This window comes from Salegentibacter sp. BLCTC (genome assembly GCF_015143665.1).
GTDB classification, from domain to species: Bacteria; Bacteroidota; Bacteroidia; order Flavobacteriales; family Flavobacteriaceae; genus Salegentibacter; species Salegentibacter maritimus.
The window spans coordinates 161,289-174,784 of sequence record NZ_WYEW01000001.1 but is presented as its reverse complement, the minus strand read 5'-3'; the positions used below and the strand labels follow the sequence as shown (position 1 = coordinate 174,784).

Annotated in this window: 11 protein-coding genes; 8 read left to right on the top strand and 3 right to left on the bottom strand. The window is 32.8% G+C overall.

What is annotated here, in order from left to right:
* The first annotated feature begins 57 nt into the window (after nt 1-57).
* The 4 genes from GUB10_RS00800 (at nt 58) to GUB10_RS00785 (ending at nt 4,090) form a co-directional block, all read left to right on the top strand.
* Nucleotides 58-774: a glycosyltransferase gene (locus tag GUB10_RS00800; protein WP_193709544.1), complete on the top strand. Its 717-nt coding sequence runs from the start codon at nt 58-60 to the stop codon at nt 772-774.
* Nucleotides 767-1,396, top strand: a complete 630-nt coding sequence (locus GUB10_RS00795; protein ID WP_193709543.1) for a lipid-A-disaccharide synthase N-terminal domain-containing protein — start codon at nt 767-769, stop codon at nt 1,394-1,396. Before GUB10_RS00800 ends, GUB10_RS00795 begins: the two co-directional genes overlap by 8 nt.
* Complete coding sequence (locus tag GUB10_RS00790) at nt 1,380-3,020, top strand: glycosyltransferase family 39 protein (protein WP_193709542.1); 1,641 nt, start codon at nt 1,380-1,382, stop codon at nt 3,018-3,020. The genes GUB10_RS00795 and GUB10_RS00790 overlap by 17 nt, the downstream gene beginning before the upstream one ends.
* Nucleotides 3,021-3,118: 98 nt before the next feature.
* Nucleotides 3,119-4,090 (top strand): type I phosphomannose isomerase catalytic subunit, encoded by a 972-nt coding sequence (locus GUB10_RS00785; RefSeq protein WP_193709541.1) that lies wholly within the window; start codon nt 3,119-3,121, stop codon nt 4,088-4,090.
* Nucleotides 4,091-4,208: 118 nt separating this feature from the next.
* Here GUB10_RS00785 and mgrA read toward each other — a convergent pair whose 3' ends face one another.
* From mgrA to deoC, 3 genes are all read right to left on the bottom strand, one after another.
* Complete coding sequence (gene mgrA / locus GUB10_RS00780; protein ID WP_193709540.1) at nt 4,209-5,204, bottom strand: L-glyceraldehyde 3-phosphate reductase; 996 nt, start codon at nt 5,202-5,204, stop codon at nt 4,209-4,211.
* A 251-nt stretch (nt 5,205-5,455) separates the two neighbouring features.
* Nucleotides 5,456-6,154 (bottom strand): purine-nucleoside phosphorylase, encoded by a 699-nt coding sequence (deoD, locus tag GUB10_RS00775; RefSeq protein WP_193709539.1) that lies wholly within the window; start codon nt 6,152-6,154, stop codon nt 5,456-5,458.
* A 1-nt stretch (nt 6,155) separates the two neighbouring features.
* On the bottom strand, nt 6,156-6,806 hold the full coding sequence (gene deoC / locus GUB10_RS00770) for a deoxyribose-phosphate aldolase (protein ID WP_193709538.1): 651 nt from the start codon (nt 6,804-6,806) through the stop codon (nt 6,156-6,158).
* Between the two features lie 277 nt (nt 6,807-7,083).
* Here deoC and GUB10_RS00765 point away from each other — a divergent pair, with 277 nt between their 5' ends.
* Genes GUB10_RS00765 through GUB10_RS00750 form a run of 4 tightly spaced genes read left to right on the top strand, consistent with a single transcriptional unit; the run spans nt 7,084 to nt 13,471 of the window.
* Nucleotides 7,084-7,821, top strand: coding sequence for a hypothetical protein (locus GUB10_RS00765; RefSeq protein ID WP_193709537.1), 738 nt, complete (start codon nt 7,084-7,086; stop codon nt 7,819-7,821).
* Entirely contained in the window at nt 7,818-10,571 is a 2,754-nt protein-coding gene (locus tag GUB10_RS00760) for a TonB-dependent receptor domain-containing protein (RefSeq protein ID WP_193709536.1), read from the top strand. The genes GUB10_RS00765 and GUB10_RS00760 overlap by 4 nt, the downstream gene beginning before the upstream one ends.
* A 14-nt stretch (nt 10,572-10,585) precedes the next feature.
* Nucleotides 10,586-11,743, top strand: coding sequence for a DUF4249 domain-containing protein (locus GUB10_RS00755; RefSeq protein WP_193709535.1), 1,158 nt, complete (start codon nt 10,586-10,588; stop codon nt 11,741-11,743).
* 15 nt (nt 11,744-11,758) lie between these two features.
* Entirely contained in the window at nt 11,759-13,471 is a 1,713-nt protein-coding gene (locus GUB10_RS00750; RefSeq protein WP_193709534.1) for a hypothetical protein, read from the top strand.
* The last annotated feature ends 25 nt before the right edge of the window (nt 13,472-13,496 follow it).

The window sequence follows — 13,496 nt, the reverse complement described above, 5'->3', positions numbered from 1 at the left end:
CGGGTTTTAAAATTGCGCTTTTTATCAGCAAACCTTAATTACAGTCTCTAATTGTGTATGGAGTTTCAGTTTACGATTATTGTCCCGGTTTACAATGAAAAAGAAAGTCTACCCAGGCTTTTTGAATATTTAAAAAAGTATTTAAAATCTGCTTCCCTTAAGTCATGTGTATTATTAGTAGACGATGGCTCTAGCGACGGTAGCGCTTCGTTTATAGAAAAATTTTGTCTGGAGAATAAAGATTTTAGTTGTCTTTTGTTTGATAAAAATTACGGAAAAGGTGCTGCCTTAAAAGCCGCATTCGATAACACTAAAACCCGTTTACTTGGATACCTGGATGCTGACTTACAAACCCATCCTGAAGATTTTGAATTGCTCTTGCCTTATATTGAGGATTATGGTTTGGTGACCGGGTGGCGAAAAAACAGAAAGGATACTTTAATAAAGCGTTTTTCTTCTAAAACCGGTAATGCCGTAAGAATATTTTTCACTAAAGACAATATTCACGACACGGGTTGTCCATTAAAAATTATGCATACAGCTTACGCTAAAAAGATCCCTATGTTTAGGGGTTTACAACGCTTCTTACCGGCCATGATATTGTTACAGCAAAAAGAAATTAAAGAAGTGGTAATAAACCACTATCCCAGGATGGAAGGCTATTCAAAATATAATTTTAAAAATAGGTTCCTGGGTCCTTTAATAGATTGCTTTGCCTATGTTTGGATAAAAAAATCTTATATAGACTATAGTATAAAAGCGAAACATGGATAGTTCGCTACCGGTTTATGTGATAGGATTTATTGCCCAGCTCCTGTTTTCCTCAAGGATGATTATGCAATGGATACTTTCTGAAAAACAAAAAAAGGTTCTTACACCAATTCTTTTTTGGGAATTAAGCCTATTAGGAGCCTTCCTTTTATTTGTTTATGGATATGCCAGAAGTGATTTTGCAATTATGCTTGGCCAAAGTATTACGTACTTCGTTTATATTAGAAACTTACAGTTTCAGGGGCAATGGGTTAAACTTCACAGGTTTATAAGGTTTTTAATTTTTGCTTTCCCCATAATATTAGTGGCTTATAGTTTTTTTAATAATGAATACGATCTTCAAAAACTATTTCAAAATGAGGCTATTTCGCCGTGGTTGCTGATTCTAGGTATTATCGCGCAAATAATTTTTACCCTGCGATTTTTGTACCAATGGTTTTATTCAGAAAAACAAAAAAAATCTACCTTGCCACTGGGTTTTTGGTGGCTAAGCCTTGCAGGCTCTTCTTTAATTTTAATTTATGCGATTTTTAGAAAAGATCCTGTTTTACTTATTGGGCATCTATTTGGGATCTTAATGTATATTAGAAATATTATAATTCATCATAATGAAGTTAGAGAATAAGTATCTAGTGCTCCTAATTCTGGTTTGTATTGCCGTATTTTTTGTAAACCTGGATGCGATCTATATCAATATAATGGAAGCGCGAAATTTTATAACCGCCCGGGAAATGCTGCAGGATAATAACTGGATCTTTACCACCATGAATGCCGAGCCACGTTATGAAAAACCACCGTTGCCAACCTGGCTTACTGCTATTTCTATGTCTATATTTGGAATGGAAGGGCTCTTTGGTTTAAGGCTTCCTTCTGCCATTATGGGTTTAGTATTAGTAGTGTTTATTTACAAATTCCTATTAAAAATTTCTAAGAATATTCAATTATCCTTTTTGGCAGGATTAATTGCTGCTACTTCATTTTATATTGTCTATTCCAGTAGGGATGGACAATGGGATATTCACACGCATAGCTTTATGATGCTAGCTATATTCTTTCTGTATAAATTATATAATACTACAAAAAACTGGTATCTCCTCGCCACCATTAGCGGCCTTTTTATAGCTTGCTCTATTTTGAGTAAGGGCCCGGTTTCTATTTATGCCTTATTTCTTCCTTTTTTAATCGCTTATGGGGTTATTTATAAATTTAAGGGAACTAAAGAACGTTGGAAGGCTTTAGTGCTTTTAACCGCTACCGCTTTAATATTTGGTGGTTGGTGGAATCTTTATGTTTATATGTTTGATACCCATGCAGTTTCTGAAATTACCAGCCAGGAAACTGGAAGATGGCTAAACTATAACGTTAGGCCATTTTATTATTATTGGAGTTTTGTTATACAAAGCGGATTATGGACTATTCCTGCTTTTGTAGCCTTGCTTTATCCTTATTTAAAAGATAAAGTTAGCAATAAGAAGGCTTATAAATTTACTTTATTATGGACGCTGGCTTCGGTTTTTCTTCTGTCTGTAATTCCAGAAAAAAAATCCCGGTACCTTCTTCCTGTACTTATTCCAATGGCGATGAATACCGCTTTTTATATAGAATATCTATTTTATAATTGGAGAAGTATAAAAAATAAAGAAGCTACTGTAATCTATGTTCACTTTGGAATTTTTGCTTTGGTAGGTTGCATTTTTCCTATTGCCGCATATTTTTATTTCGAATCTTTTATGCAGAATATTCTTTACTGGTACATACTAAGTTCAATTTTCCTTTTTAGTATTGGGTTTCTAATGTTTAGATATTTACTATTGAAAAAGATAAAACCCGTATTCTACTTAAGCATTTTTTTCTTGATAAGCGTTGTGTGGTTTGGTTTACCAATGGCAGATAAGATAAATATAAACCCGGCGTACAATAGTGCCTCAACTATAGATAGTCATCTAAAAAAATATAATGCAAAAGTATATGAATTCAATACATTTGCTCCTGAAATAATCTGGGACTATGGAAAACCTATTACCGTGTTAACCCAGGAAGGGGAGGTGAAGATTCCGGAAGGCAATAAATTTTTAGTATTAACCGAAGCTCGCTTAAGTGATAGTTTACAGCAGGTTTTTAAGCTTTATAAAACTACAAAAATAGACAGTGTAGATATGAACCCTGTGGGCACCAAACATAAACGAAGGTTATACCGCGAATTGTATTTAATAGAAAAGCAAAATATAGATTTGCTACCTTCACAATAAGCCTATTATTTTTGGGTTATACTAATCTAAAGAAGTCACTATATTTTTTAACACGCCAATATTTCAGTATATTGAGGCGATTTTAAACTAACCAAATAATGCTCGATTATCCAATTAAATTTACCCCAATTCTAAAAGAAAAAATATGGGGTGGTAACAAATTAAAAAACAATCTTAATAAAGAAACAACACAGAGCAACCTGGGCGAAAGTTGGGAAATTTCTGGCGTACCGGGAGATATATCTGTAGTAGCCAATGGAAAGCTTAAAGGTTCTTCTTTAAAAGACCTTTTAAATGATTACAAAGCTAAAATTGTAGGTGAAAAAATTTACAAAGAATTTGATAACGATTTTCCTTTGTTAATTAAGTTTATAGATGCAAAAACAGAGCTTTCAGTACAATTGCATCCTAATGATGAGCTTGCCCAACAACGCCATAATTCTTTTGGAAAAACCGAAATGTGGTATATTATGCAGGCCGATAAGGGAGCAAAAATTAATGTAGGCTTTAAGGAAAGCATTTCTAAAGAAGATTATATTTCCAGGTTAGAAGAAGGTAAGATCGTAGAATTGCTAAACTTTGAAGAAGTAAAAAAAGGAGATAGTTTCTTTATTAATACGGGTAAAGTTCACGCAATAGGAGCAGGGGTGCTTTTGGCCGAAATCCAGCAAACTTCTGATGTAACTTATAGAATTTACGATTGGGATCGTACAGATGATGAGGGTAATTCTAGAGAACTCCATACAGCATTAGCTATAGATGCTATAGATTTTGAAAAGAAAGACGATTTTAAACTTAACTATACAAGAGCTGCCAATACTTCTTCTGAAGTTGCGAGCTGTAAATATTTTACAACTAATTATTTACCTGTAAAAGGTAATATTCAGAAAGATTACAGTAACCTGGATTCTTTTGTTATTTATATGTGTGTTGGTGGGAGTGGAGAAATTTCAGTAAACGGTAATTCAGAAAATATTAAGCAGGGAGAAACCATGCTTATTCCTGCCGAAAATAAACAGGTAGAAATTTCAGCTAAAAATTGTGAACTTTTAGAAGTGTATATTAAATAAAAAAGGCTCTCTGAGTAAGGTTTCTTATATATACATAATATTTAAGAGTTTCTCAGAAAGCCTCTAGGAAACTACCTCGGGGTTTTACCCTTTGGCGATATCAATAAAATCCTGTTAGTTAATTCTGCAGGATTTTTTCTATTTCATCCAATTCATTTTTATTGAATTCCAGATTTTCCAAAGTATTAATATTCTCTTGTAACTGCTCAACTTTACTGGCTCCAACCAATACAGAAGTTACCCTTTTATCTTTTAGTAACCAGGCAACCGCCATTTGCGCTAAAGTTTGCTTTCTGGCTTGGGCTACTTCGTTCAACTTTTGTACTTTATCTATTATTTCGGGAGTGATATGCGATTCATCTAAATAACTTCCCTGGGTTGCTGCCCGGCTATCTTTTGGAATTCCATTTAAATATTTATTGGTTAGTATGCCTTGTTCTAGTGGAGAAAATACTATACTGCCAATTCCTTCCCGTTGTAGTGTATTTAATAATCCATCTTCTACCCAACGATCCATCATATTATACCTTGGTTGATGAATAAGAAAAGGCGTTCCTTGATCTTTAAGAATTTTGGAAGCCCTGGCTGTATCCTTTGCAGAATATTGAGAAATCCCTACATAAAGTGCCTTACCCTGCCTTACAATTTGATCTAAAGCCCCCATAGTTTCTTCCAAAGGTGTATCGGGATCTGGGCGGTGATGATAGAATATATCTACATAGTCTAAGCCCATTCTTTGTAGCGATTGGTCTAGGCTGGCAATAAGATATTTTCTGGAGCCAAAATCGCCATATGGCCCGGGCCACATATCCCAACCTGCTTTGGTGGAAATAATTAACTCATCGCGGTATTGTTTAAAATCTTCAGCGAATATTTTACCGAAGTTTTTTTCGGCAGAACCGTAGGGTGGGCCATAATTATTAGCTAAATCAAAATGTGTAATTCCATTATCAAAACCGGTTCTTAAAAGCTTTCTGGAGTTTTGAAAATTGTCTTTATCTCCGAAATTATGCCATAAACCCAAAGAGAGTAGGGGAAGTTTGATGCCGCTTTTTCCGCAACGGCGGTATTGCATTTTTTCATAACGGTCTTCAGCAGCTTTATACTGATTCATAAGCTTTAATTATTAATGATTTAAGGCTTTGCAATTTAGTTCTGGCTGTTTATCTATATATGCCACTCGAGGTAGGTAACTCAACCTAAAATTGCAAACCTATTTTTAAATGACATTAAAATTAAGAATTTTCAGTTTAAATATACTTTTAACTTTATTTTGAACAAAAGTTGTTTGTGCAAAGTAAAACCCCATTTATAAGATAAGCTTTATAAAATCCGTTGATTTAGTTACTTGAAAATTTAACCAGCTTAAAAACTACCAAGGGCTATGTCTACCATTCTGCTAAAGCTTTGTTCCCTTTCTTTTGCCGGTAAATGTTCTCCGGTAACCAAAGAATCAGAAATAGTGAGCACCGAAAGTGCCTGTACCTTATGTTTTGCCGCAACAGTGTAAAGTCCGGCGCTTTCCATTTCTACACACAAAACACCATAATCTGCCCATTTTTTATAGGTTAGCTTATTTTCTTCATAAAATACATCAGACGACAACACATTACCTGATCTAACCGGTATATTATTATCTTTAGCGTATTTAACTGCATTTAAAAACAATTGAGCGTCTGCCGTAGGCGCGAAATCGGCGTATTCAAATCTTGCTTTATTAAAGCTGGAATTAGAAGATGCAGACATTACCAGAACAACATCATTCACTTTTAGATTTTTTTGGTAGGAGCCGGCAGAACCCACCCGAATTAGTTTTTTTGCTCCGTATTCTGTAATTAATTCTGTTGCATAAATCAATGCAGAGGGAATACCCATTCCCGTTGCCTGTACAGAGATTCTTTCGCCTTTAAAGGTGCCGGTATATCCAAACATACCCCGAACTTTATTGTAACAAACAGCATTTTCAAGGAAATTTTCCGCAATCCATTTAGCTCTTAATGGATCTCCCGGAAGTAATATTTTTTCTGAAATCTCACCTTTTTTAGCCTCTATATGTACGCTCATTCTAGTTTTTTTCTGAAATTACTAAATTAACACCTGAAGATGTTCCCAGCCTGGACACCCCTAATTCTATATATTTTATAGCAGTTTCTCGATCTTTAATTCCACCTGAGGCTTTTACTTTCATTTTGTCGCCTGCAATTTGCTTCATAAGCTGTACATCTTCAAAAGTAGCCCCAGCGGTACCGAAACCAGTAGAAGTCTTCACAAAATCTGCCCTGCCTTTTAAAGCAGCTAAACAGGCAGCTTTTTTTTCAGCATCGTTTAAATAACAAGTTTCAATAATTACTTTTAGAATTTTAGAACCTATAGCTTTTTTAATTTCAGCAATTTCGTTCCAAATATATTCCGTATTTCCGGTTTTTAAAATGCCAATATTAATCACCATATCAATTTCATCGGCTCCTTTGGCAATCGCATCTTGGGCTTCAAACACTTTAGCATCTGTAGTCATAGCACCTAGTGGAAAACCTACTACCGTAGCTATCTTTACATTAGAGGTTTTCAAAATAGATTTAGCCAGTTTTAGGTAGGAGGGAGGAATACAAATAGCGATAAATTGATTTGCCACAGCCTCCATACATAGCTTTTCAATATCTTCAGGCTTTGCTGTAGGCTTTAAGAGGGTATGATCTATATATTGATTTAGTTGCATTATACTATTTTAGGATTTACAAATTTATAACTTTCTGGTAGATGTAATTTATGATTGTTCTCAGGTTTTGGGGTATGTATATTTAATGAATTTTGTTATTTTTTGATAATAAAAATTTCATTTTGCATCTTTTTTTGTTTTATTATTGTATTTTACAAAAAAAATTAAACATCTATTTATCTTTAGAAACTAAATTATTTTTAAACTTGATTTAAATTCAGCTATAATCTAAATATTTCGCGTATCGGGATGAGATATTTTTTTATAAATTCTAATAATGCATAAAAATTACCTTTTTTTCTTCTTCTATTTTGTTTTCCTTTATTCTACTTTTTCTCAAGCATATTCGAAAGAAAAAATTTATGCCTGGCATGATCAAAATTTGGAAGTACAGAATACCAGGCTATTCCAGGGAATAGAGTATGTAGAAACCGATAGGGTAATTAATGATTTACATAAGTTTTTTGAAACAAATGAGTTTCAAAAGGGAAGCATTACTTATGGCGGTCAAACCTATTACGACATTCCCTTAAAATATAATATCTACAACGACGTATTATTGGTTAATCTCCAACAGAACTTAAAAAATTATATTTTTCAACTTATTGATAATAAAGTAGAACAGTTTAAGATCAATGAGACCCGTTTTCGATATTTAAAATCAAGTGAAAATTCAGATATAGAAGGTTTTTATGAAGTTATAAACGAAGAAGGAGCATTCAAAGTCTTCAAAAAACATCTCAAGAGCAGGATGGAAAAAAGAGACAAGCAGATTGCCTATAGCGAATTTAAATCGGTAGGCTCCAATTATATCTTTCAGTTCAAAAACAAATACTTCGAGTTGAATAATAGTAAGGATCTTTTAACTGAGCTCCAATTACATAAAAATAAGATAAAATCTTTTTACAGGAAATACAGAAGGCAAAGGCGGAATTCTCCTGATGTTTTTATGAAGAATCTGGCCAACGAAATAAACACTCTTATTTCTTCTACCACAAACCAAATTAAAGAATGAGAAAATATCTACTCCTTTTTATTTTAATGTCTTTCTTTCTTTCTAATGCACAAACAATAGATCCTGGAATATCACTTAATTTTGACAATAAGCAAATACCCGAAATTTTAATCGAGATTGAGAAGAAAACCAATTATCAATTCTTTTATGATGAAGATTGGTTTGGATTGTCTAAATTTTCTGGCGACTATGCCAACACCAAACTAACGGAGATATTAGAAGACTTATTTAAAACTACTAATATCAATTACTTTATTAAAGGAGATCGTATTATTTTAACTCAAGGTAGCATTATTTATGATAGATTACCACAGGGCTTTTTAAATATAAAAACGAAGAAAGGCAATAATGGAGTAGAAAATAAAAATGTAGATCCTGTATTTTATAGCCAAAATCAAGAGCAAACTGATGTGGTTGAAACTATTTTAATCGGAAAAGAAAATAGACAATCTAATAAAAGCACCTACAAACTAAAAGGCAGGATTATTTCAAAAAAAGGAGAACCAATTTCTGGATTAAATATTTTGATACCTAACCAAAACAAGGGAACAATTACAGATTTTGATGGTAATTACGAAATATGGCTTTCTAAGGGAATAAATATTTTTGAAACACAAGCTCTTGGAGTAGAGAAAGTAAAAAAGCGTCTTGTAGTTTATAATGATGGAATTTTAAATCTAGAACTGGAAGAAAGTTTTGAGGAACTCGGGGAGGTGCTGGTTGAAGCCAATGCGAGAGATAATATTAGAACAGCACTTACCGGAGTAGAAAAAATTGATGTAGCGCAAATTAAGAATATTCCACTGGTTTTGGGTGAAAGAGATATTTTAAAAGTCGCTACTACCTTACCAGGTATTACTACAGCAGGAGAGGGAGCCAGTGGCTATAATGTAAGGGGTGGCAAAACAGACCAGAATCTAATACTATTAGATGAAGGAGTAATATACAACCCAACCCATTTCTTCGGGATATTTTCGGGATTAAATCCCTTTACAACAGGAGATGTAAGTATTTACAAAGGAAGTATCCCAGCAGAGTACGGAGGCCGCTTATCGTCAGTTTTTGATATAAACACTAAAGATGCAAATAAAAAGGATTTTGCCGGAGAGGTGTCTATAGGACCGGTAACAGGTAATTTAAGCCTGGAAATACCCATCGTTGAAGATAAATCCAGTTTACTAATAGGGGCAAGAGGCACTTATTCAGATTGGATTTTAAAGCTACTGGAAGAAGAGTCCCTAAAAGATAGTCAAGCTTCATTTTATGATGTAGTAGCCAAATACAATCATAAATTTGGTAATACAGATGAGCTAAATATTAGTGGGTACTACAGTAACGATGTTTTTAGTATTACTTCAGATTCCTTATTTAATTATACAAATAAAATGTTAACCCTTTCCTATCGCAAATATTTTAATGAAAAGCATCAGGGAGAAATAGTGCTAACAAATAGTAATTATGATTTTAATTTAGATTATGAAAGTGATTTTAACAACGATTTTAAATCTGGTTACAGCATCAATGAGTCTGAAGTCAAATTGAAGATGAAATATTTTCATAATAATTCTCATACCATAAATTACGGTATAAGTGGGAAATATTATAAGGTATCTCCTGGAGAAATTAAGGCTACAAGTACAGAGTCTTTAATAGAAAGTCTTAGTATTCCAGACGAGAGAGCTTTAGAAGCTGCTATTTATATAGAAGATAGCTTTGAAGTAACTGAAAAACTTTTGTTAAATGCAGGCCTTAGATATTCCTTTTATAGTGTGTTTGGTCCAGCTCAAATTACTATGTACGAAGAGAATTTACCCTTAAATAGCAATACTGCTACCGGAGTAGAAAATTATGATAAGGGAGAAATAATAGAAACCTACAATGGACCCGAGTTTAGAGTCTCTGGCCGTTATTTTATAACCCCAACATTTTCTACAAAATTAAGTTATAATAATACCTATCAATATATTCACACCCTATCTAACAATACTACAGCTGCTCCAACAGATACTTACAAGCTTTCAGATTTATATATAAAACCACAAAAAGCCAACCAATTTGGTTTGGGTTTTTTTAAAAATTTAGAGAATAATACTTATGAACTTAGCCTGGAAACTTATTATAAACAATCAGATAATATTTTAGACTATAAAATTGGTGCTAACTTGTTTTTAAATGAAAATATTGAAACTGAAGTTTTACAAGGTGAAGGTGAAGCCTATGGAGTAGAATTTTTAGTTCGAAAAAACAAAGGAAGATTAAATGGACACTTGGGGTATACCTACTCCCGGTCTTTCATAAAATTAGCAGGAAATTATCAGGAAGAAACCGTGAATAACGGGAATTTTTTCCCTAGTAATTTTGATAAGCCACACGATTTTAGTGCAATATTGAACTATAAACTCACAAAGCGCTTTAGTTTTTCAGCCAATTTCATTTACCAAACGGGAAGGCCAGTTACTTATCCAATAGGAAAATATAACTTTAATAATTCAGAGTATGTATTGTATAGTGACAGAAACCAATTTAGAATACCGGATTATTACAGGTTAGATTTAAGTTTTAATGTAGAAGGAAACCATAAGATTCAAAAGTTTGCCCATAGCTTCTGGAATATTTCTGTATATAATGTTTTGGGAAGAAATAATCCTTATGCTGTATTTTTTGTCACTGACAATGGTGAAGTAAAAGCTTATCAAAGCTCAATTTTTTCTATTCCGATACCTACAATAACCTATAATTTTAGATTTTAATAGTAATGAAGTTGATGAGATATATTCTAAAGTATAAAAAGCGTTTTTTTATTGTTATCCCTTTAATGGTAATATTATCCTGTATTGAGGAAATTCCACTAGAATCTGATGGTTTTGAGGAGGCCCTAGTAATAGAAGGTACTGTAACTAATGAGGTTAAACACCATGAAATCAGGCTATCGAAGGTATTTGCTATAGATAGTACAGGTCCCAAACCATTAACGGGTGCCAATGTGAGCCTAAGCGGTAATAAAGAATATGTTTTTGAGGAAGCCGAACCTGGAGTATATATATCATTAGATAGTTTTGCAGCGCAACCGGCAATAGAGTACGAATTGAATATTCTTGTAAACAATAAAGAATATAAGTCGCAATCTATGCAACTTCCTGGAAATAGTAAGATTGGTAAATTACAAGCCAATAGAATTGATTATGGTGGTGAAAATGGAGTAGCAATCACATTAAATAACCAAAATATTGACCAAACTGCCAATTATTACAGGTATGAATATGTAGAGACTTTTAAATTCAATTCAAATTATAAGAAAGTAAAAGATTTAATTATTGTTAATGAGGAGCCCATAGAAGTACCTAAACAAAAAGAAGAATATACTTGCTATCAAACAAATAAATCTCAGGAAATCATACTTGCAAATACCAACTCTCTTTCAGAAGACGTTGTAAATAATTTACTTATAAAATTTATAAGTTCAGATAGCCCAATCTTATCTAATAGGTACAGTATTCTTGTAAAACAATACGTAATAAGTAGAGAGGCTTATACTTATTATGAGATTTTAGAGGAATTATCGGGTTTAGAAAATGTTTTTACTCAAAGTCAGCCTGGTTTTTTTGCCGGGAATATTTCGAATATTAATAAACCAGAAGAAAAAGTAATTGGATACTTTGACATTTCATCGGTATCCACAAAAAGAGTTTACTTCAATTACGAAGATTTTTATGATGCTAATAGTATAAAGCCAAGGTTTGTATCGTTTGCGCAGTGTGAAGTCACTACTCCTAGCACTTCAACCTTAATAGCTCAATTAGAGCAAGGTATTGTAAGATGGTCTGGAGTAACACCAACGGGAGCATTTATGGTGGTACCAACCCGATGTGTGGACTGTACAGTTTTTGGATCTAATAAGAAACCAGAATTTTGGGAAGATTAATTACAAAGTAAAAGAATGTTTAAAAAGATTTTTATAGTATTTATAGCTTGCATTTGGCTTAAATCGTCTTATGCGCAAAGCGTCCTAAATGAAGAATTCTTTCAAAAAGAAATTCCTGCAGAACAGGTTTACCTTCATCTTAATAGCAGTTTATTATTTAGTGGGGAAAAATTACTTTACAAGTTTTATGCAGTTAATGCAGAAACCCAAATGCTTAGTAGCCTAAGTAAGGTTGGATGGGTATTATTAGTAAATTCAGATAAAGAGGTAGTATTTAAGCATCAATTAAATTTGAAGCAAGGTCAATCTTATTCAGATTTTTTCATTCCTTCTGACTTGAAATCTGGAGGATATAAAATTCTGGCTTATACATCCTGGATGCTAAACGCTGAAAATAATTACTTTCAGCAGGACATTCATATTTTAAACCCTTACCAAAAGGATAATGAAGGTATTATTGTCAAAGATATTCCCGTTTCTAGTTCAGGAGAGCTTAAAAAAGAAGGAATTACTGATTTGGGACTGAACTCGAATAAAAATTTATATTCCACCCGGGAAAAAGTTATTTTGAACTTTGAAAATAAAACAGATGTATTTGCAAATCTTTCTGTTTCGGTAAGAAGAATAGATAGTTTTAATAAACCGAAGTTACTAGGCAGCACAAATTTTAATAATTTGTATAAAGCTATAAAATGGGAAACACCTAAAGATTTAATCTTTCCCGAAATAAGAGGAGTACTTATTAAAGGAAAGGTTAGTAGCCAGGATAACTTAGAGTTTAAATCTAAAGAAATAATAATTTCCTTTCCTGGGGAGGAAAGCCAGGTAAATATCGTTTCTATAGACAGCAAGAACGAGTTTAGTTTTATAATTAATAACAATCTTAGAACTAATGAGTTATTGCTGCAATTAAAAGATTATTTTCAAAATGATTATAAAATAGAGTTATTACCGACTCCTCAACCAGATCTCTCTTTTTTAGATTTTAGTAAACCGGTGATTCAAACAGGTCTCAAAGATTATATTATAGAAAAAAGTACAAATAATCAGATTGAAAATGCCTATGCCGCTATAAAATCAGATAGAACGTTTTTCCCTGAGCCTGAAGGTTATTTTTTTAATCAGGAGCTGCTTAAGTATAATTTAGATGATTACACAAGGTTTTCAAGTATTATTGAAACTTTTGTTGAAGTTATAGAGTTTGGTAGGGTTAAGAAAAAGGCCGACGGTTCGTATAATATTATGGTAAGAAATAAAAATGCCAATGGAGAATTTACATTACCTGCCTTATTGATTGTTGATGGGGTAGTGGTTCAGGATCATGATAAATTAATTTCTTTTGAAGCTGAACGCATTAAAACTATTGGACTATTAAGGAGTAAGTATTTTTTTGGTCCAGCGGTCTATGAAGGTGTGGTAGTGGTGGAAACTAAAGAAGGTGATTTCCCTCAAGTGTTTAAAGAAGATTTTATGGAAGCAACAAATATTATTACAGCTCAAAATACTAAAAAGTATTATAATCCGAATTATGGTAATGAAGATTTAATTCGAATCCCGGATTACAGATATCAATTATTGTGGGAACCATCCTTTAATTTGGCTAAAAAAGATAAAGAAGTAAGTTTCTATACTTCAGACATGATGGGAGATTTTGAAATTATTGTAGAAGGATTTACAGGTAAAGGTAAGCCCGTATCATTAAAAAAAGTTTTTAAAGTAGCTGAATAAAAGTTACCTTAAAGATTATTCCTCT

What these genes read in the sequence shown, in the direction of transcription:
- GUB10_RS00785 (WP_193709541.1), top strand. Translation starts at nt 3,119, where the DNA reads ATGCTCGATTATCCAATTAAATTTACCCCAATTCTAAAAGAAAAAATA.
- GUB10_RS00765 (WP_193709537.1), top strand. Translation starts at nt 7,084, where the DNA reads ATGCATAAAAATTACCTTTTTTTCTTCTTCTATTTTGTTTTCCTTTAT.
- deoD (WP_193709539.1), bottom strand. Translation starts at nt 6,154, where the DNA reads ATGAGCGTACATATAGAGGCTAAAAAAGGTGAGATTTCAGAAAAAATA.
- GUB10_RS00800 (WP_193709544.1), top strand. Translation starts at nt 58, where the DNA reads ATGGAGTTTCAGTTTACGATTATTGTCCCGGTTTACAATGAAAAAGAA.
- mgrA (WP_193709540.1), bottom strand. Translation starts at nt 5,204, where the DNA reads ATGAATCAGTATAAAGCTGCTGAAGACCGTTATGAAAAAATGCAATAC.
- GUB10_RS00750 (WP_193709534.1), top strand. Translation starts at nt 11,759, where the DNA reads ATGTTTAAAAAGATTTTTATAGTATTTATAGCTTGCATTTGGCTTAAA.
- GUB10_RS00755 (WP_193709535.1), top strand. Translation starts at nt 10,586, where the DNA reads ATGAGATATATTCTAAAGTATAAAAAGCGTTTTTTTATTGTTATCCCT.
- GUB10_RS00790 (WP_193709542.1), top strand. Translation starts at nt 1,380, where the DNA reads ATGAAGTTAGAGAATAAGTATCTAGTGCTCCTAATTCTGGTTTGTATT.
- GUB10_RS00795 (WP_193709543.1), top strand. Translation starts at nt 767, where the DNA reads ATGGATAGTTCGCTACCGGTTTATGTGATAGGATTTATTGCCCAGCTC.
- deoC (WP_193709538.1), bottom strand. Translation starts at nt 6,806, where the DNA reads ATGCAACTAAATCAATATATAGATCATACCCTCTTAAAGCCTACAGCA.
- GUB10_RS00760 (WP_193709536.1), top strand. Translation starts at nt 7,818, where the DNA reads ATGAGAAAATATCTACTCCTTTTTATTTTAATGTCTTTCTTTCTTTCT.